Origin of the sequence: Streptomyces sannanensis (assembly GCF_039536205.1) — a bacterium.
Lineage (GTDB): Bacteria > Actinomycetota > Actinomycetes > Streptomycetales > Streptomycetaceae > Streptomyces > Streptomyces sannanensis.
This window is the reverse complement of record NZ_BAAAYL010000001.1, coordinates 5,056,365-5,075,127: the sequence shown is the minus strand read 5'-3', so window position 1 is coordinate 5,075,127 and position 18,763 is coordinate 5,056,365. Positions and strand designations below refer to the sequence as shown.

Sequence of the window (18,763 nt, the reverse complement as noted above, 5' to 3'; positions counted from 1 at the left end):
TCCGCAGCCATCGCACGACCTTCGGGAGTCCACACAGCCCCCCGAATGATCACGCGGTGGACGTCGCCCGAAAACGCGCGTCAGCTCTCTTCCTCTGCCGTCGACGTCGCCTTCAGCGCCAGCCAGAGCTCCATCCGCACATCCGGGTCGTCCAACGAGCGGCCCAGGATCTCCTCGACTCGGCGCATCCGGTAGCGCAGCGTGTGGCGGTGCACCCCCAGGTCGGCCGCCGCCGCGTCCCACTGGCCGTGCCTCGACAGCCACGCTCGCAGCGAGGCCACCAGGTCGCCGCGGCCCGTCGCGTCGTGCTCGCGCAGGGCGCGCAGCATGCCGTCCGCGAAGGCCCGTACCGCATCGTCGGCGAGCAGCGGAAGCACCGAACCGGCCGCCATCTCGTCGTGCTCGACCAGGGACCGGCCGCGACGGCGGGCAACCGACAGGGCCTGTTCGGCCTGCTTGTACGCCGCGGCCGCGGCGCTCGGGCCGGTCGGCGCGGACAGGCCGATGACGATCTCATTGCCGACCTCCGGTTCGTACGCCGTGCAGGCGCCGACCGCCGCGCCGCCGTCGGCGGCCAGGATCACCAGGCGCCCGTTCTCCGGCACCGCGAGGACCGCCTCGCCCGCCCGGGAGGCGGCGGACTCCACCGCCTCGGTGAGGCCGGCGACGTCGCCGTGCTCGGCCAGCGGCCCGGCGATCAGCAGCCGGAAGGGGGCGTCCAGCAAGCCCCCGTACAGGTCTCCCGACACCGCGCGGGCGTGGTCCGGCTGGCCGGCGAGCAGCAGGCGCAGCACGGCCGCGCCGAGCCGCTGCTCGGCGGCCTGGAGCGAGCGGGAACGTTCCGTCGTGAGCGTCAGCAGCGCGACCGCGGAGTGCACGGCGTAGCGCTCGGCCGTGCCCAGGGGCGCGCCCGTGCCGACGGCCAGGGCGCCGCGGACCCGGCGGCCGGTGCCCAGGGACTGGAGCTCCACCCGGTCGTCTGGACTGCCGACGACTGCGCTGGCCGGGGCGGGGCGCTCGCGCAATCGCTCCACGTCGGCGGTGAGCCGGGCGGCCCGGCGGGTCGCCCATTCCGGCGCGGCGGCGACGACCGCCCCGGAGGCGTCGTACAGGGCGGCCCAGCCGTCGACATGCGAGGCGAGGCGGGCCAGCAGCGCGGCCGGGCCCTCCGCGAGCGCGGCCTTGGTCAGCTCGCGCTGCGCCTCGAAGCCGGCCGTCACCGCCCGGTACTGGTCGGCGGCCATCGCTGCCGAGACGGCCTTGCTGATGGCGAGGAACGGGGTGGGCCGTGGTACCTCCAGCAGCGGCAGGTCGGCCTCCTGGGCCGCAGTGACCAGGGCTTCCGGTATCTCGTCGTAGTTGACGCCGATCGCGAATCCGAGGCCGACGACTCCGGCGCGCTGCAGCCGCCGCACGTAGCGGCTCATGGCCTCGGGGTTCTCGGCGTCCAGGGTCATCGCCGTGGTGAGGAGGAGCTCGCCGCCCTCCATGTACGGCACGGGATCGGCGAGCTCGCTGACATGCGCCCAGCGGACGGGAATGTCCAGCCGGCCCTCCCCCGAGCGCACGGTGAGTTTGAGCGCCGAATGGTGGACGAGCGAGGCGAGCGTGAGCGGCATGGGGACCGTGGGACCTTCGGGGTTCGGAATTCGCCGTCCCGTACGAACGGCTCATCTCGATTCTGCCAGGACGTACGGGTCCGCTGCTCGGCCGTCTCAGTTCCCTCGTTTCGCCTTCGGGGCGCCTTCAGCCTGTGCCGACGGTCGACCGTGCTCGACCGCCCACGCGGCGCAGCCGCATATCGGCACGAGCCTCGCGGTCTCCGCGCTCCCCCAGCTGCCTCTGGGGGTACTCCCAGAGGTGCCCCCACTCCCTTTTCGCGCAGGCGCGCCCCTCCGTCTCAGCCGCGGAGATCCACCAGCAGCGGCGGCGCATGCTCGCCGCGTACGGACATCAGCGACAGCACCGCATGCCCCGGGGGCACCGAGTGCGCCAGCTCCGAGGCGGACCAGCGCTCACGCTCGACCTCGCGGACGGTGATCGCCTCCTGTGTGGTGGCCTTGCCCGTGACGAGTCGGCGCACCGCGTGCACGGCCTTGGTGAACGGCTCGTCAGAGATGATCTGCCGGTTGGTGACGTCCCGGGTCTGCACCCACTCGGTGCCCCACAGCTCCGCGAAACGGCCGCCGTCCCAGGGCGCGAGCCCCGCGAAGGCCATCCTGCAGCCGACCGCGCCGAGCAGCGGGCCGCGCAGCTGCTCCGGTACATCCTCCAGGGTGCGCAGCGCCAGCACCACGCCCGCGTTGGCGGAGCGCAGCTGCTGGATACCGCGGACGGCGTCGGCGGTGACGGTGTGCGTGGCGTCGTCGAGCACCAGGCAGGCGAAGAGCGAACGGTCCGTACGGGCGGCCGCGGCCTCCGTGAACTGGGCGAGCAACAGCCGGGCGACGATCCGGGACGCCTCGGCATGGCCGCGCTCCGGCAGGTCGATCCGTACCCGCAGCGGATGCCTGACGGCGCGCAGCGAGAACTGCCGGCCTTCCCCGTCCGTACGGAAGAACTCCGCGAAGGCGGGACGGTCCAGGAAGGCGATCCGCTCGGCGAGGAGGTCGCCGACGCTATCGCCTCGCTCGGCCTGCCGCTCCCGGGCGTCGAGCTCGCGCAGCTGCGCGGCGGCGCCCTTCGCTTCGAGGGCCGTGCGCAGCTCGCGGAGGGCCGCGGGGGCGCCGCCGATCAGTTCGCGCAGCTCGGGCACGGCCGGGAAGCGGCCGTGGACGCTGCGGTAGGGGCCGATGAGCTGGGCCAGCGCGGTGGCGGCACGTCGGCTGTCACCGATGTCGCCGACGAGGGCTTCGGCGAGGACGCGGGCGGCCTCGTCGGGGTCGTCGGCCCCGCCGTACAGATCGAGGTCGTGGGTGGAGTCGGGACGGCCGACGGCGACGACGACATCGAAGGACTCGTCCGGCGCGAGCCCCGTGCCGTGCGCGGTGACGGCGACGACGGCGGCGCGGTTGGCGAGGGCCTGGAGGCAGAGCGACTCGACGACGGGGCGGATCAGGTGGACCGTCTTGCCGGAGCCGGCCGGACCGACCGCGAGCAGGGAGGTCCCCAGGAGCGCCGGGGAGAGGGCGACACCGGTGGTGCGCCGGGCATAGGGGTTGCGCGGATGGTCGGCCGCGGTGCCGATCCTCACCTGAGAGGTCGCCAGGTCGTGGGTGGCGGTACGGACCGGCAGGTCTCGCAGGCCGGAGGGGTGGGCGCAGGCGGCGGCGCCGTGGTCGCGTACGGCGTCGGTGAACGCGGGCAGCCGCTCGGGCCGGGAGCGGACGGACTGCCAGGCGCGCCTGATCCGGGCGTAGTCGACGTCTCCGAGCGCCCCCGACTTCATCTCGGCGGCGAGCCGGGCCGCGGCCTCGGTGAGCCCGGCGGTGCGCAGGTCCGGCCACTCGGCGGGATCGGCCTCGGGCCTGCGTGGCGGGGGCGGGGGCGTCGCACCGCGGGTGCGGCGGGTGGAGCGGCGCCAGATCTCCGGCAGATGGCCGAGGCGGGCGAAGAACACGAGGAACCCGCCGCCGACGATCGCGTAGTACGTGTAGCTCGCGAACGCCCACAGTTCGGGGTCGGAGCGCCAGGTGTCCGGGGTGAGGACGAGCAGCGGCCAGAGCCAGTAGCTGCCGAGGTAGCCGTTCCAGAGGAGCGACCAGAGGAGCCAGCCGCTGAGCAGCGCGATCAGAGCGCCGGCGAACAGGCGGCGAGCGGGGATCCGGTCGGGTTCCTCGGCCGGGCGCGGCTGGTGACCCATCCGCCACACGCCCGGGTCGGCGGCGGGCCGCGGGGTCCTCAGCCAGTCGACAACCGGCCCGCGCGCGGTTTGAGGCGCGTGACGCGGCTTGGGTGGCGCGTGGCGCGGCTGGGGCGGCACGGGCCTGCGCGGAACGTGGTCGGCGCGGGTGCCGCTTGCGTCGTACGTGCCTTCGGCGTCCATTGCCCGTGCCCCCTGACCAGCGCGTCCGTTTGCTGCGTGCTTCAATCTAGCGCCCACCTGGCAGTTGACCCGTGTGTCCGCCCTCAAACGCCGGACGGGCTTTGGAGTTGACCCCCTCCACAGGGCGGGCCGATGTGTCCGTCCTCAAACACCGGACAGGCTGAAGGGTGCCGTGCAGCGCCCGGTGAACCCGTCCCCTTCGAACACCCGACGGACCCGGAGTGGCCGCCCTCCACAGGGCGGGCCGATGTGTCCGTCCTCAAACACCGGACAGGCTGAAGGGTGCCGTGCAGCGCCCGGTGATCCTGTTCCGCTCGAACGCCGGACAGGCTGGGGGTCGCCGCACTTCGTCGCGTAACCGGTCCCCTCGAACGCCGGACGGGCGCTGCCAGGTAGCCCGTTCATCCGAATGCCGTCTTGGCGTGCATCGCCGGGTGGCCGGTTCCCTCGAATGCCGGACAGGCCGTGTGTGGGCACCGCCCGCTTCGGCTGGAGTTGCCGCCCTTCGCCGGACGGGTTTGACTCGTCCCCGTCGCTATGTCCGCCACGGACAACGACGCACGCGTATCACTCCCCAACGGAGCATGCCGTGGCCCCCGGCGCGGACCTAGCCTGCGCATAAAAGAAGCGTTCAGAAAAACACAGGAGTCCACATGAGCTCAGTTCCGCAGGAGCGCCGGATCGTCACCGCCATCCCCGGCCCGAAGTCGCAGGAGCTTCAGGCTCGTCGTGTCAACACGGTCGCCGGCGGTGTGGGCTCCGTGCTTCCCGTCTTCACGACCCGCGTCGACGGCGGAATCATCGAGGACGTGGACGGCAACCGCCTGATCGACTTCGGTTCCGGTATCGCCGTGACCTCGGTCGGTGGCTCCGCCGAGGCCGTCGTGCGTCGCGCTTCCGCGCAGCTGGAGGACTTCACGCACACCTGCTTCATGGTCACCCCGTACGAGGGCTACATCGAGGTCTGTGAGCAGCTCGCCGAGCTGACCCCGGGTGACCACGCCAAGAAGTCGGCGCTGTTCAACTCGGGCGCCGAGGCCGTCGAGAACGCCGTCAAGATCGCCCGTGCGTACACCAAGCGCCCGGCCGTCGTGGTCTTCGACCACGGCTACCACGGCCGCACCAACCTCACCATGGCGCTGACCGCCAAGAACATGCCGTACAAGCAGGGCTTCGGTCCGTTCGCCCCCGAGGTCCACCGCGTCCCGGTCGCCTACGGCTACCGCTGGCCGACCGGCGCGGAGAACGCCGGCGCCGAGGCCGCCAAGGCCGCGATGGAGCAGATCACCAAGCAGATCGGCGCCGAGAACGTCGCCGCGATCATCATCGAGCCTGTCCTGGGTGAGGGTGGCTTCATCGAGCCGGCCAAGGGCTTCCTCCCGGCCATGGTGAAGTTCGCCAACGACAACGGCATCGTCTTCGTCGCGGACGAGATCCAGTCCGGCTTCTGCCGCACCGGCCAGTGGTTCGCCTGTGAGGACGAGGGCATCGTCCCGGACCTGATCACGACCGCCAAGGGCATCGCGGGCGGTCTGCCGCTGGCCGCCGTGACCGGTCGCGCCGAGATCATGGACGCCGCGCACGCGGGTGGCCTGGGCGGCACCTACGGTGGTAACCCGGTGGCCTGCGCCGGTGCGATCGGTGCGATCGAGACCATGAAGGAGCAGGACCTCAACGGCAAGGCGAAGCGCATCGAGGAGGTCATGAAGGGCCGCCTCTCCAAGATGCAGGAGAAGTTCGGCATCATCGGCGACATCCGCGGCCGCGGTGCCATGATCGCCATCGAGCTGGTGAAGGACCCGGCCACCAAGGAGCCGAACCCGGAGGCCGCCACCGCGCTCGCCAAGGCCTGCCACGCCGAGGGTCTGCTGGTCCTCACCTGCGGCACCTACGGCAACGTGCTGCGCTTCCTGCCGCCGCTGGTCATCGGTGAGGACCTCCTCAACGAGGGCCTGGACATCATCGAGGGCGGCCTCGCCATCCTGGAGGCCAACGAGACGGTGTGACCCCGAGTAACGAGGGTCACTCTGTGAAGAACCTGTGGGGGGCCGATGGCGGGATGGATTTCCGGCTGTCGGCCCCCCACGGTCTGCCGTACGGTTTTGCGCAGATGAGAGAAACACCCCGCCCACAGGCCACTGTGGGCGACACCAGGGCGGAGCCTCCCCAGCCTCGTTCTGGCCGTGCCCTCGCGCACATCACCGGAGTCTCCGGCTCCGGAGATCCTCACCGATCGGATGGCCGCCCGCCCCACACCCCCCGGGGCGCGCGGTGCACCGGTCCGGACGGCCGCCCCGGAACCTCCCCCCCTGTTCCGGGGCGGCCTGTTCCTCACGTGCTTCTGCTCGCGCTGCCCGCGGTTCTCTTCGCACTCATCAGCTGGCAGGTCGCGGCGCACGGTCCGCTGCGCGGTCTCGACGAGCGACTGGACCGGGCGGTCGTCGGACACGGCCCGCGGCAACTCACCGAATTCCTCGCCGATCTGGGCAACGTTCAGGTCGCGCTGCCGGTGCTGGCGGTGGCCGTGGCATACGCGGCCTGGCGGGGCCGCCGGCTCGTGGCGCTCGCCGCCACCCTGGCGATGGCCGCCGTCCCCGCGCTCGTCGTGCCGCTGAAGGCGGCGCTCGACCGGCCGGGGCCGCTGACCGACGCGGTCGGCTACTACCCGTCGGGCCATGCGGCGACCGCGGCAGTGGCGTACTGCGGAGCCGCCCTGCTGCTCGCGCCGTACCTCCGTGTACGGCCGATGCCCCTGGCCGTACTCCTCACGGTGGCGACCGGGGCCGGTCTGGTGCTGCGCGGCTACCACTGGCCGCTCGACGTCATCGGCAGCTGGTGCCTGAGCGTCGTACTGCTGACGGTCTGCCATGCGACGGACCGTCGGTGAGCCCTGGGGGAACGCCGTGCGGACGGCCCGTCGCGGCTGTCCGCACGTGTCCCGGTGTGATCAGCTGTCGAAGCCGAGGCCCAGCTTGTCCATGGTCTTCAGCCACAGATTGCGCCGGCCCCCATTGGCGTCCGCCCTGGCCAGCGACCACTTGGTGATGCCGATACCGGCCCAGGCGACGGGCTCGGGCGGGAACGGCAGCGGCTTGCTGCGTACCATCTCCAGCTCGGTGCGTTCCGTGCGCTCCCCCGCGAGCAGGTCGACCATCACATCCGCGCCGAACCGGGTCGAGCCGACGCCGAGGCCGGTGTACCCGGCGGCGTAGGCGACCCGGCCGCCGTGGGCCGTACCGAAGAAGGCGGAGAAGCGCGAACAGGTGTCGATGGCGCCGCCCCAGGCGTGGCTGAAGCGCAGGCCCTCCAGCTGTGGGAAGCAGGTGAAGAAGTGGCCGGCCAGCTTCAGATAGGTCTCGGGGCGGTGGTCGTACTCCGCACGCACCTTGCCGCCGAACTGATAGATCGCGTCGTAGCCGCCCCAGAGGATGCGGTTGTCCGCGGTCAGCCGGAAGTAGTGGAACTGGTTGGCGCTGTCGCCGAGACCCTGCCGGTTCTTCCAGCCGATCGAGGCGAGCTGTGCCTCCGACAGCGGCTCGGTCATCAGCGCGTAGTCGTAGACCGGGACGATGTACGGGCGCACCCGCTTGACCAGCGAGGGGAAGACGTTGGTGCCGAGGGCGACCCGCCGGGCCAGGATCCGGCCGTACGGGGTGCGCACCGCCATGCCCGCGCCCGCCTGGACGAGGTCGAGGCCGGGCGTGTGCTCGTAGATGCGTACGCCCAGGTCGAGACAGGCCCGCTTGAGGCCCCAGGCGAGCTTGGCCGGGTGCAGCATGGCGACGCCGCGCCGGTCGTAGAGGCCGCCCAGGAAGGTCGGGGAGTCGACCTCGGCGCGTACCGCGTCCCGGTCGAGGAGCTCCAGTCCGGTGAAGCCGAGTTTCTCGGCCTCCTCGTGGACCTCACGGAGCTCTTCGAGCTGGTGGGGTTCGGTGGCGACGTCGATCTCGCCGGTACGTTCGAAGTCGCAGTCGAGGGAGTAGCGGGCGACCGCCTCCTCGATGGCGTCGAGGTTGCGTTCGCCGAGCTCCTCCAGCTTCTTCAGCTCGCCCGGCCAGCGGGCGAGGCCGTTTCCGAGACCGTGAGTGAGGGAAGCCGCGCAGAAGCCGCCGTTGCGGCCGGAGGCGGCCCAGCCGACCTCCTGGCCCTCGATGAGGACGACATCCCGCTGCGGGTCGCGCTCCTTGGCGATGAGCGCGGTCCACAGTCCGCTGTATCCCCCGCCGACGACGAGCAGATCGCACCGCTCGATCCCGGCGAGCGCGGGCCGGGCGCCGGGCCTGCCGGGGTCCTCCAGCCAGAAGGGGACGGGCTTGGCGTCCGTCAGGGACTGTGCGGCACTACGCATGGCTCGGGTCACGGCCATGGCTTCCAACTCCCTCAGGGAATCGAGGTCCTGTCCGGCCGGTCATGCCGGGCTCGCGACGCCTGGCATGACCGGACAGGACCTTAAGGCTTTGCGCTCTTCTGTCGTCGGCTGGAGATGAACTGGCCGGCGACGACCACCAGCACCGCGATGACGAACATCGCCGTACCGATGACGTTGATCTGCACGGGCGTACCGCGCTGAGCCGATCCCCACACGAACATGGGGAAGGTCACGGTGTTGCCCGAGTTGAAGTTGGTGATGATGAAGTCGTCGAAGGAGAGCGCGAAGGAGAGCAGCGCACCGGCCGCGATGCCGGGAGCGGCGATCGGCAGAGTGACCCGTACGAAGGTCTGCACGGGACCGGCGTAGAGGTCACGCGCGGCCTCCTCCAGACGCGGATCCATCGACAGCACACGCGCCTTGACCGCTGCCACCACGAAGCTGAGGCAGAACATGATGTGCGCGATGAGGATGGTCCAGAAGCCCAGCTCGATGCCCATGTTGAGGAACAGCGCGAGCAGGGAGGCGGCCATCACGATCTCGGGCATCGCCATCGGCAGGAAGATCAGCGAGTTGACCGCGCCACGCGCCCTGAAGCGGTAGCGGACCAGCGCGAAGGCGATCATCGTGCCGAGGACGGTCGCCCCGATCGTCGACCACAGGGCGATCTGGAGGGAGAGGCTGAGCGTGCCGCACAGATCGGCGACGCCGCACGGGTCCTTCCAGGCGTCGAGCGAGAACTCCTGCCAGGCGTAATTGAAGCGCCCGGTCGGGTTGTTGAAGGAGAACACCGTCACGACGATGTTCGGCACGATGAGGTAGGCGAGCGTGCAAAGGCCCGCGATGACGACGAGGTTGCGTCGCAGCCAGCTCATACCAGGTCCTCCGTCCCTGCCCGGCGGATGTACACGGTGACCATGATCAGAACGACCGCCATGAGGATGAAGGACAGCGCGGCCGCCGTCGGGTAGTCGAGGATCCGCAGGTACTGCGACTGGATGACGCTGCCGATCATCCTGGTGTCGGTGGAGCCGAGCAGCTCGGCGTTGACGTAGTCACCGCTCGCCGGGATGAAGGTGAGCAGCGTGCCCGAGACGACACCCGGCATGGAGAGCGGGAAGGTCACCTTGCGGAAGGTGGTGGCCGGCGTGGCGTACAGATCGCCGGCCGCCTCGTGCAGGCGGGTGTCGATGCGCTCCAGCGAGGTGTAGAGCGGCAGGATCATGAAGGGCAGGAAGTTGTACGTGAGACCGGTGACCACCGCGAGCGGTGTGGCCATCACACGGTTGCCCTCGGTCCAGCCGAGCCAGTTGGTCACGTCCAGGATGCGCAGGGCGTCCAGGGCGGCCACCACCGCGCTGTCGTCCGCGAGGATCGTCTTCCAGGCGAGCGTACGGATCAGGAAGCTGGTGAAGAACGGCGCGATGACCAGGATCAGCAGCAGATTGCGCCAGCGGCCGGCCTTGAACGCGATCAGGTACGCGAGCGGATAGCCGAGGACCAGGCACAGGACGGTGGCCGTACCGGCATAGAGCAGCGACCGGACGAACTGCGGGTAGTACTCCTTCAGCGCGTCCCAGTAGGTCTGGAAGTGCCAGGTGACCTCGAAGCCCTGCTCCAGGGACCCGGTCTGCACGGAGGTCGAGGCCTGGTAGACCATCGGCAGCGCGAAGAACACCAGCAGCCAGAGGATGCCGGGCAGCAGCAGCCAGTACGGTACGAGCCGCTTGCGGGTGGAGGCCTTGCGGAGCGGCGGGTCCGCGACGGCCTGCGGTGCTTCGGTGACGGTCACTGGGCGTCCTCCACCTTCTCCACGCCCGCGTCGATGTCCTGGGCGGCGTCGAGGCCGAAGGTGTGGGCCGGGTTCCAGTGCAGGACGACCTCGGCGCCGGGCACCAGGCGGGAGTCCCGCTCGATGTTCTGCTCGTACACCGAAAGGCCCTGGCCGGCCGGGCTGTCCACGATGTACTGCGTGGAGACACCGATGAAGCTGGAGTCCGCTATTCGGCCGGTGACCTTGTTGCGGCCGGCCGCGATGGAGTCCTCGTCGTCGGCGTGGACCATCGAGATCTTCTCCGGGCGGATGCCGACGAGCAGCTTGCCGCCGGTGCGGGTCTCCGCGGAACAGCGGTCCGCGGGCAGCCGCAGCTTGGCGCCGCCGGCCGAGACCACAACGTCCGTGGCCGCGTCGACGACCTCGGCCTCGATGAGGTTGGAGGTGCCGAGGAAGTTGGCGACGAAGGTGGTCCTGGGGTTCTCGTAGAGCTCGGCGGGCTCGCCCAGCTGCTCGACCCGGCCGCCGTTCATCACCGCGACCTGGTCGGCCATGGTCATGGCCTCCTCCTGGTCGTGGGTGACATGGATGAAGGTGATGCCGACCTCGGTCTGGATCCGCTTGAGCTCCAGCTGCATCTGGCGGCGCAGCTTGAGGTCGAGGGCTCCCAGCGGCTCATCGAGGAGCAGCACCTGCGGGTGGTTGATCAGGGCGCGGGCGACGGCGACGCGCTGCTGCTGGCCGCCGGAGAGCTGGTGCGGCTTGCGCTTGGCGAACTGGCCGAGCTGGACGAGCTCCAGCATCTCGTCGACCTGCTTCTTCACCGACTTGATGCCGCGGCGGCGCAGGCCGAAGGCGATGTTCTCGCTGATGTCGAGGTGCGGGAAGAGCGCATAGCTCTGGAAGACGGTGTTGACCGGCCGCTTGTACGGGGGCAGGTCGGTGACGTCCCTGTCGCCGAGGAAGACGGTACCGGTGCTGGGCTCCTCCAGGCCGGCGATCATCCGCAGGGTGGTGGTCTTTCCGCAGCCGGAGGCGCCGAGGAGGGCGAAGAAGGAGCCCTGCGGAATGGTCAGATCGAGCGGGTGGACGGCGGTGAAGGAGCCGTACGTCTTGCTGATCCCGGTGAGGCGGACGTCTCCGCCGGCGTTGTTGTCAGTCATGGGTTGTGGTCCCGGGGGGTCGAAAGGGGCGGTCAGGCGGGGCGACTCAGGCTCCGATGAGCTTGGCGAACTTCTCCTCGTACGCGGTCTCTTCCTCACTGGTGAGCGAACGGAAGGCGTGCGACTTGGCGGCCATTGCCTTGTCCGGGAGGATCAGGGTGTTGGACGCCAGCGCCGGGTCGATCTTCTCGAGCTCCTCGCGTACGCCGTCGACCGGGCAGACGAAGTTGATGTACGCGGCGAGCCGCGCGGCCACCGGAGGCTCGTAGTAGTAGTCGATGAGCCTCTCGGCGTTGGCCTTGTGCCGTGCCTTGGCCGGCACAAGCATGTTGTCGGTCCCCGCCATGTAACCGACTGCCGGGATCGCGAACTTGACGTCCGGGTTGTCGGCCTGGAGCTGGACGAGGTCACCGGCCCAGGCCACACAGGCCGCGATGTCGCCCTTGCTGAGATCCGCCGTGTAGTCGTTGCCGGTGAACCGCCGGATCTGCTTGGTGTCGACGGCCTTCTGGAGGCGGGCGACCGCCGCGTCGAATTCGTCGTCGGTGAACTTCTCCGGGTCCTTGCCCATGTCGAGCATGGTCATGCCGATCGTGTCGCGCATCTCGGTGAGGAAGCTGACCCGGCCCTTGAGCTCGGGGTCGTCCAGCAGCTGCGAGACCGAGTCGACCTTACGGCCGCCGGTCGCCTTGGAGTTGTAGGCGATGACGACCGGGATACCGGTCCAGGGGTACGAGTACGCCCGTCCCGGGTCCCAGTCCGGGTTGCGGAACTGGCCGGAGAGATTGGTGAACGCATGGGGCAGATTGGCCGGGTCGAGCTTCTGGGCCCAGCCGAGCCTGATGATGCGCGACGCGAGCCAGTCGGTGGCGATGATCAGGTCACGCCCGGTGTCCTGGCCGGCCGCCAGCTGGGGCTTGATCTTGCCGAAGAACTCGACGTTGTCGTTGATGTCCTCGGTGTACTTGACCGTGATCCCGGTGCGCTTGGTGAACTCCTCCAGCGTCGGCCGGTGCTTCCCGTCCTCACTGGTGTCCATGTACTCGGTCCAGTTGGAGAAGTTGACCACCTTCTCCTCGGCCGAGAAATCGGTGGACGCGGGCCCCTGGTCCTCCCGCTTGGCGGGCGGGATACCGCATGCGCTCAAGCCGGCCAGACCACCGACCGTGAGCGCTCCGACGCCCGAGGCACGCAGAAGGGAACGGCGGGTCATGGCGGCTCGGCCGTTCGTCAAGCTGCGCCTCATGGCGGCCATCTGGGCCGCGGACAGGCGGTCGGACTCGTACTGCTCCATGCGCTGTTCTGCCCTTTCGGGAGGTGGCGACCGCCGCCCGGTCGGGCAGCGGTCGCCACGCGGCGGTAGCCGCATATCGTTATGGACGGTCCCCGAAGATCGTGCGGTGCCAGTCCTTCCTGGCGACCGCGCTGTTGTCGTACATGACGTGCTTGACCTGCGTGTACTCCTCGAGTGAGTACGACGACATGTCCTTGCCGTAGCCGCTGGCCTTGTAGCCGCCGTGCGGCATCTCGCTGATGATCGGGATGTGGTCGTTCACCCAGACACAGCCGGCCTTGATCTCGCGGGTCGCACGGTTCGCCCGGTAGATGTCGCGACTCCAGGCGGAGGCTGCCAGACCATACGGAGTGTCGTTGGCCAGGGCAATGCCTTCGTCGTCGGAGTCGAACGGCAGAACGGCGAGGACCGGACCGAAGATCTCGGACTGGACGACCTCGCTGTCCTGGGCGGCGCCCGTGACGAGGGTGGGCAAATAATAAGCACCCTTGGCGAGTTCACCCTGCGGCACCCCACCACCGGTGACCACGGTGGCGTACGAGCGGGCCCGCTCCACGAAGCCCGCGACCCGGTCCCGGTGGACGTGCGAGACGAGCGGGCCCATGTCCGTCGACGGGTCGAACGGGTCGCCCAGACGCACGGTCCGCATCAGGTCGGCGACGCCGCTGACGAAGGCGTCGTACAGCGGCCGCTGGACATACGCGCGGGTGGCGGCGGTGCAGTCCTGGCCGGCGTTGATCAGCGAGGCGGCGACCGCGCCATGGACCGCGGCCTCCAGGTCGGCGTCGTCGAAGACGACGAACGGCGCCTTGCCGCCCAGCTCGAGGTGAAGCCGCTTGACGGTGGCGGTGGCGACCTCGGCGACCCGCTTGCCGACGCCGGTGGAACCGGTGAAGGAGGTCATCGCGACGTCCGGGTGGCCGACCAGGTGCTCACCGACGTCCCGGCCCGCGCCGGTGACGATGTTGACGACACCGTCCGGGATGCCGGCCTCGGTTGCCGCCTCGGCGAACAACAGCGAGGTGAACGGCGTCAGTTCGGCCGGCTTGAGCACGATGGCGTTGCCCGCGGCGATGGCCGGAAGGACCTTCCACGCGGCCATCTGAAGGGGATAGTTCCAGGGCGCGATCGAACCCACGACACCGATCGGCTCGCGGCGGATGTACGAGGTGTGGTCCCGCTCGTACTCACCGGCGGACTTGCCCTCGAGGTGGCGGGCGGCGCCCGCGAAGAAGGCGGTGTTGTCGACGGTGCCCGGAACATCGAACTCGGTCGTGAGCTTGATCGGCTTGCCGCACTGCAGCGACTCGGCGCGCGCCAGTTCGTCGGCGCGCTCGGCGAGCACCGAGGCGAAGCGGTGCATGGCGTCGGACCGCTCTCCCGGGGTGGCGGCCGCCCAGCCGGGAAGCGCCTCCCGGGCGGCGGACACGGCGGCGTCCACCTCGGCCCGGCCGGCGCGCTCATAGGTGTACACCTTGTCGCCCGTCGCCGGGTCGATGACGTGGTGCATCTGACCCGAGGTTCCAGGGCGCAGGCGCCCGCCGATGTACTGCGCACCGTCCGCGAAGCGGTCCTGTGCCTGGAAGCGGTTATCCATCACGCTCTCCGTAGCTCCGGCTCGATTTGAATGCCGATCCTGACAGAGCCCCATGAGGCCAACAAGTGATTCCGTTGTTGCGCTTTGGTTACGCGACGGAATCTGTCGAACAATGTGTCGCGCCCCACGGGAAATCCCGTACGAGGTGTCAGTGGTGGATGCCAGACTCGCATGCATGATCGACGTCGATGAGCTGACCAGGCAGATCAGGACAGGAAAGAGGGTCCGGTTCCTGCACTTCTGGGGGCACACACCGAGGCCGGACGGGCAGATGGGAGCGAGCTGTCTCAGCCAGTGGTGGGCGTCGCCCTTCACCGTGGACGGGGTGCGCTACGCGACCGCGGAGCACTGGATGATGGCCGAAAAGGCCCGCCTGTTCGGTGACGAGGAAGCCGAGCGCCAGGCAGTGGAGGCGCGGAACCCGGCGCTGGCCAAGCGCGCCGGGCGACTGGTGCGCGGCTTCGACGAGGCGGTGTGGGAGCGCGAGCGGTACGGCATCGTGGTGGCCGGCAGCATCCACAAGTTCGGGCAGCACGCCGAGTTGAGGGACTTCCTGCTCGGCACGGGCGAGCGGGTGCTGGTCGAGGCCAGCCCGCTGGACCGGATCTGGGGCATAGGCCTGGCCGCCGACGACGACCACGCGCACGACCCGGCCCGCTGGCGCGGCCTCAACCTGCTCGGCTTCGCCCTGATGGAGGCCCGCGAGCACCTGCGCGCCAACTAGTGCCGCGACCGGCAACGTTGCCCGTCGAGGAGCGGCGTCCGGTGCGTGCGATCGCACGGCGGCCGAAGACCCTCGTAGCAGCGCTCCTTGGGTTTTCGGCCAACGCAGCGAGCGTGCGTGCCCGGGGGCACCGCTGGGGGCACCCCTGGGGGAGGTAGCCGGGGGAGCGTCGCGACGGGGCAAACGTTGCGGGAGGGGCACCAGGCCCTGTCCGGTCGCTCAGGCCGGACCAGGGAGCGGCGGCTGGTGCCGTGCATCGCAAGGCGGAGGAGGGCCCACCGCATGCGATGGGGGTACCTCCCGTGCCCGAAGGGGGAGAGGCGCGGCGCCTGGGGGTGCGTCGCGAGCCCGGCATGATCGGCCGGGCAGGACCAAAGGTCCGCGCCTGCGAGGGTGGCCGGCTCAGGCTCGTCCGGCGCGCGAGGACGGGCGCACCGGCCCGCCCTCCCCGCGACGGTGTCCGCTCAGCGCACCACGGCCGCAGACGGCTGCGCCGCGTCGACGGACAGCGACGTGGCGAACGGGTCGTCGTACGTGTCGCCCTCGAAGTCGTCCGCGTGCGTCGCCACCCACACAATAAATCCGATGATCACGGTGCTCACCAGGATGCCGAGGGCCCCCAGGATGATCCCGGCCAGTGCCATGCCCCCGTTCGTCGCCTCGCCGCGCTTGGCGCGGTTGCGGCCGAGGACGCCGAAGATCACCGCCAGGATGCCGAGGATGATCTGGAAGCCGTAGAGGCAGAACAGCACCACCGAGACGATGCCGAGCACCAGGGCGGTGATGCCGAACCCGTTCTGCGGGGCCGCGCCCATCCCGGGCCAGCCGCCGGCGTAACCGGGGTAGCCCGGCACCGTACCGGGGGCCGTGTAGCCGTATCCGGGCTGGCCGCCGTAGGGCGCGCCGGCGTTCGGGGCCGGGTAGGACGGATAGCCGTAGCTGCCGGGAACGGCCTGGCCCGGGCCGGGCGGGGGCGGCGGGGTGGCGTCCGTGCCGACGCCCGGCATCGACGCGACGGTCGGCTGATCGTGCACCGGGGGCACCGGGGCCCCGTATCCCGCCGGCGGCTGGGCCGGAGGCGTCTTGCGCTCCGGCGGAGCCCAGGGATCGTTCGGCTCCGGCGTCCCGTTCGGCTGCGCGGCGTTGTCTGACATGGCCCTCCCCATCGTGGTCCCGTCATGCTAACGGCCCAGTCCCCGCCCGGACCGCGTGCCTACCATGATCCCTGAACCGGCAGGACAACAGCAGCATCCGGAGGAATCGTGACCGACCTGCACCCCTTCATCGCAGGGCTCCCCAAGGCAGAACTCCATGTGCACCACGTCGGCTCCGCGTCCCCCCGGATCGTCGCCGAACTGGCCGCGCGGCACCCCGACTCCCCCGTGCCCAAGGACCCCGAGGCAGTGGCGGACTACTTCACCTTCACCGACTTCTCCCACTTCATCGACATCTATCTCTCCGTGGTGGATCTGATCCGCACCCCGGAGGACGTGCGGCTGCTGACCTTCGAGGTCGCCCGCGACATGGCGCGGCAGAACATCCGGTATGCCGAGCTGACCATCACCCCGTTCAGCTCGATCCGGCGGGGGATCGACGAGGTCGCGTTCATGGAGGCGATCGAGGACGCCCGCAAGGCCGCGGAGCAGGAGCTCGGCGTCGTCCTGCGCTGGTGCTTCGACATCCCGGGGGAGGCGGGTCTGGAGTCGGCCGAGGAGACCACCCGGCTCGCGGTGGACCTGCGCCCGGAGGGCCTGGTCTCATTCGGCCTCGGCGGCCCCGAGGTCGGTGTGCCGCGGCCGCAGTTCAAGCCGTACTTCGACCGGGCCATCGCGGCCGGACTGCGCAGCGTCCCGCACGCCGGCGAGACCACCGGGCCGCAGACCATCTGGGACGCGCTGACCGAGCTGCGCGCCGAGCGCATCGGCCACGGCGTCAGCGCCCCGCTGGACCCGAAGCTGCTGGCCCATCTCGCCGAGCACCGCATCCCGTTGGAGGTCTGCCCGACCTCCAACGTCGCGACCCGGGCCGTCGGCGACATCGAGCAGCACCCGATGAAGGAGATGGTCGCGGCGGGCGTGCTGGTGACCGTCAACAGCGACGACCCGCCGATGTTCGGTACCGACCTGAACAACGAGTACGCCGTCGCCGCCCGGCTGCTGGACCTGGACGAGCGCGGTCTGGCCGATCTGGCGAAGAACGCCGTGGAGGCGTCCTTCCTGGACCCGGCGGGCAAGTCCCGGCTCGCGGCGGAGGTCGACAGCTACACCACGGCATGGCTCGCTCGCTGACAGCCGTCGGCCACCGCGGGGACCCGTACCGCTTCCGTGAGAACACCCTCCCGTCCCTGCGCTCGGCGCTGGGACGGGGGGCGGACGCGGTCGAGATCGACGTACGGCTCACCCGTGACGGCGTGCCCGTGCTGCTGCACGACCGGACACTGAAGCGCCTGTGGAGGCACGACCTGGCGCTCGCGGATCTCACCGGGGCCGAGGTGCACGGGCTGACCCGCGGCGGGGTGCCCACCCTGCAGGAGGCCCTGACCGCGCTGGGCGGGCACCGCGTCATGATCGATCTGCCGGGTGCATCCGAGGCCACGGTACGGGCCGTGCTCGGCGTGGTCCGGGACTGCGGCGCCGACGAGCGGACGTACTACTGCGCGGGCGCCACCACCATGCTGAAGGTGCGCGCCGCCGACCCTGCCGCGGAGATCGCCATGACCTGGACGACGCTCGCCCCACCGCCCCCGTTGCTGCTGGACGCGCTGCGCCCGCGCTGGCTCAACTACCGTTTCTCCCTGCTCGACCGGGAGCTGACGGCCCGTATCCACCGGGACGGGCAGCTGGTCTCGGCCTGGACCCCGGACACCGCGGCCAGTATGCGGCGGCTGATCGCGATCGGGACGGACTCCATCACCACCAACCGTGTCGGCGTATTGCGTAAGGTGATCGGCCGTCCTGCCAACCCGCCCACCGGCACAGCATGTTGAGGAGCAGCCCCATGACCGACAGAATCCGCACCGACATAGCGCACAACGCCCGCGTCTGGAACTACTGGCTGGGCGGCAAGGACAACTATCCGGTGGACCGCGCGGTGGGCGACCAGGTCACCGGCATGTACCCGAGCATCGGCGAAGTGGCGCGCGCGGACCGCGCGTTCCTGGGCCGGGCCGTGAGGTATCTCGCCGCTGAGGCGGGCATCCGGCAGTTCCTGGACATCGGCACCGGTCTGCCCACGGCCGAGAACACCCATGAGGTCGCCCAGCGCGTCGCCCCGGAGTCCCGGATCGCCTACGTCGACAACGACCCGATCGTGCTGACGCACGCCCGCGCCCTGCTGACCAGCTCCCCCGAGGGTGCGACCGCGTACATCGACGCCGACGCGCACCACCCCGAGGGGATCCTCCGCGCCATCGAGCCGACCCTGGATCCGAAGCGTCCGGTCGCGGTGATGATGCTCGGCATTCTCAACTTCATCCTGGACACCGCCGCCGCGCGGTCGGTCGTGAAGACCTTGATGGACGCCGTGCCGTCGGGCAGCCATCTGGTGCTCACCCACCCCACGCTGGAGCTGGGCGGCGAGGGGAACGCCGAGGCGATGCGTTTCTGGAACGAGAACGCCACGCCCCCGATCACCGCGCGCAGCCGGGAGGAGTTCGAAAGTTTCCTGGAGGGCCTGGAGGTGCTGGAGCCGGGGATCGTTTCCTGCGCGCTGTGGCGACCGGACGAGGGCGCCGAGGGCGCGCCGGTGGCGCAGTTCGGTGCGGTAGCCCGTAAGCCCTGAGGCGCCACCCCGGGACGGTCTCAGGGGCGACCCTGAGAACTTCCGGGCACCGGGCCGTACTTGGGGACGATACGGAT

At 70.3% G+C, this 18,763-nt stretch carries 15 protein-coding genes; 6 read left to right on the top strand and 9 right to left on the bottom strand.

Annotation, left to right across the window (positions count from 1 at the left end):
• Positions 1–80: 80 nt before the first annotated feature.
• Together ABD858_RS23820 and ABD858_RS23815 are read right to left on the bottom strand one after the other, a co-directional pair.
• Complete coding sequence (locus ABD858_RS23820) at positions 81–1,619, bottom strand: PucR family transcriptional regulator (protein ID WP_345041001.1); 1,539 nt, start codon at positions 1,617–1,619, stop codon at positions 81–83.
• 281 nt (positions 1,620–1,900) lie between these two features.
• Positions 1,901–3,985 carry a type IV secretory system conjugative DNA transfer family protein gene (locus ABD858_RS23815; protein ID WP_345040999.1) on the bottom strand — a complete coding sequence of 695 codons (2,085 nt, stop codon included), beginning with the start codon at positions 3,983–3,985 and terminating at the stop codon, positions 1,901–1,903.
• A 653-nt stretch (positions 3,986–4,638) separates the two neighbouring features.
• Between ABD858_RS23815 and gabT the strand changes: the two genes are divergently transcribed.
• Together gabT and ABD858_RS23805 are read left to right on the top strand one after the other, a co-directional pair.
• Entirely contained in the window at positions 4,639–5,991 is a 1,353-nt protein-coding gene (gene gabT / locus ABD858_RS23810) for a 4-aminobutyrate--2-oxoglutarate transaminase (protein ID WP_345040997.1), read from the top strand.
• A gap of 104 nt (positions 5,992–6,095) precedes the next feature.
• Positions 6,096–6,872, top strand: a complete 777-nt coding sequence (locus tag ABD858_RS23805) for a phosphatase PAP2 family protein (RefSeq protein ID WP_345040994.1) — start codon at positions 6,096–6,098, stop codon at positions 6,870–6,872.
• A 60-nt stretch (positions 6,873–6,932) separates the two neighbouring features.
• Here ABD858_RS23805 and ABD858_RS23800 read toward each other — a convergent pair whose 3' ends face one another.
• The 6 genes from ABD858_RS23800 to ABD858_RS23775 form a co-directional block, all read right to left on the bottom strand.
• A complete protein-coding gene (locus ABD858_RS23800; protein ID WP_345040992.1) occupies positions 6,933–8,351 on the bottom strand; it encodes an NAD(P)/FAD-dependent oxidoreductase in 1,419 nt (472 codons plus the stop codon).
• An 83-nt stretch (positions 8,352–8,434) separates the two neighbouring features.
• Positions 8,435–9,229: an ABC transporter permease gene (locus tag ABD858_RS23795; protein WP_345040990.1), complete on the bottom strand. Its 795-nt coding sequence runs from the start codon at positions 9,227–9,229 to the stop codon at positions 8,435–8,437.
• Complete coding sequence (locus ABD858_RS23790; protein WP_345040988.1) at positions 9,226–10,146, bottom strand: ABC transporter permease; 921 nt, start codon at positions 10,144–10,146, stop codon at positions 9,226–9,228. Before ABD858_RS23790 ends, ABD858_RS23795 begins: the two co-directional genes overlap by 4 nt.
• Positions 10,143–11,291, bottom strand: coding sequence for an ABC transporter ATP-binding protein (locus tag ABD858_RS23785; RefSeq protein ID WP_345040986.1), 1,149 nt, complete (start codon positions 11,289–11,291; stop codon positions 10,143–10,145). Before ABD858_RS23785 ends, ABD858_RS23790 begins: the two co-directional genes overlap by 4 nt.
• Positions 11,292–11,337: 46 nt before the next feature.
• Positions 11,338–12,585, bottom strand: a complete 1,248-nt coding sequence (locus ABD858_RS23780) for an ABC transporter substrate-binding protein (protein WP_345040983.1) — start codon at positions 12,583–12,585, stop codon at positions 11,338–11,340.
• A gap of 79 nt (positions 12,586–12,664) precedes the next feature.
• Positions 12,665–14,182, bottom strand: a complete 1,518-nt coding sequence (locus ABD858_RS23775) for a gamma-aminobutyraldehyde dehydrogenase (protein ID WP_345040981.1) — start codon at positions 14,180–14,182, stop codon at positions 12,665–12,667.
• Between the two features lie 175 nt (positions 14,183–14,357).
• On the opposite strand from ABD858_RS23775, the gene ybiA reads away from it, so the two are divergent.
• Positions 14,358–14,906, top strand: coding sequence for a riboflavin biosynthesis intermediates N-glycosidase (gene ybiA, locus ABD858_RS23770; protein ID WP_345040979.1), 549 nt, complete (start codon positions 14,358–14,360; stop codon positions 14,904–14,906).
• 464 nt (positions 14,907–15,370) lie between these two features.
• Here ybiA and ABD858_RS23765 read toward each other — a convergent pair whose 3' ends face one another.
• On the bottom strand, positions 15,371–16,060 hold the full coding sequence (locus ABD858_RS23765) for a DUF4190 domain-containing protein (RefSeq protein WP_345040977.1): 690 nt from the start codon (positions 16,058–16,060) through the stop codon (positions 15,371–15,373).
• Between the two features lie 108 nt (positions 16,061–16,168).
• On the opposite strand from ABD858_RS23765, the gene ABD858_RS23760 reads away from it, so the two are divergent.
• Genes ABD858_RS23760 through ABD858_RS23750 form a run of 3 tightly spaced genes read left to right on the top strand, consistent with a single transcriptional unit; the run spans position 16,169 to position 18,686 of the window.
• Complete coding sequence (locus tag ABD858_RS23760) at positions 16,169–17,194, top strand: adenosine deaminase (RefSeq protein ID WP_345040976.1); 1,026 nt, start codon at positions 16,169–16,171, stop codon at positions 17,192–17,194.
• Positions 17,179–17,892, top strand: coding sequence for a glycerophosphodiester phosphodiesterase (locus ABD858_RS23755; RefSeq protein WP_345040974.1), 714 nt, complete (start codon positions 17,179–17,181; stop codon positions 17,890–17,892). The genes ABD858_RS23760 and ABD858_RS23755 overlap by 16 nt, the downstream gene beginning before the upstream one ends.
• Before the next feature lie 11 nt (positions 17,893–17,903).
• Positions 17,904–18,686, top strand: coding sequence for an SAM-dependent methyltransferase (locus ABD858_RS23750; RefSeq protein WP_345040972.1), 783 nt, complete (start codon positions 17,904–17,906; stop codon positions 18,684–18,686).
• Positions 18,687–18,763: the final 77 nt, after the last annotated feature.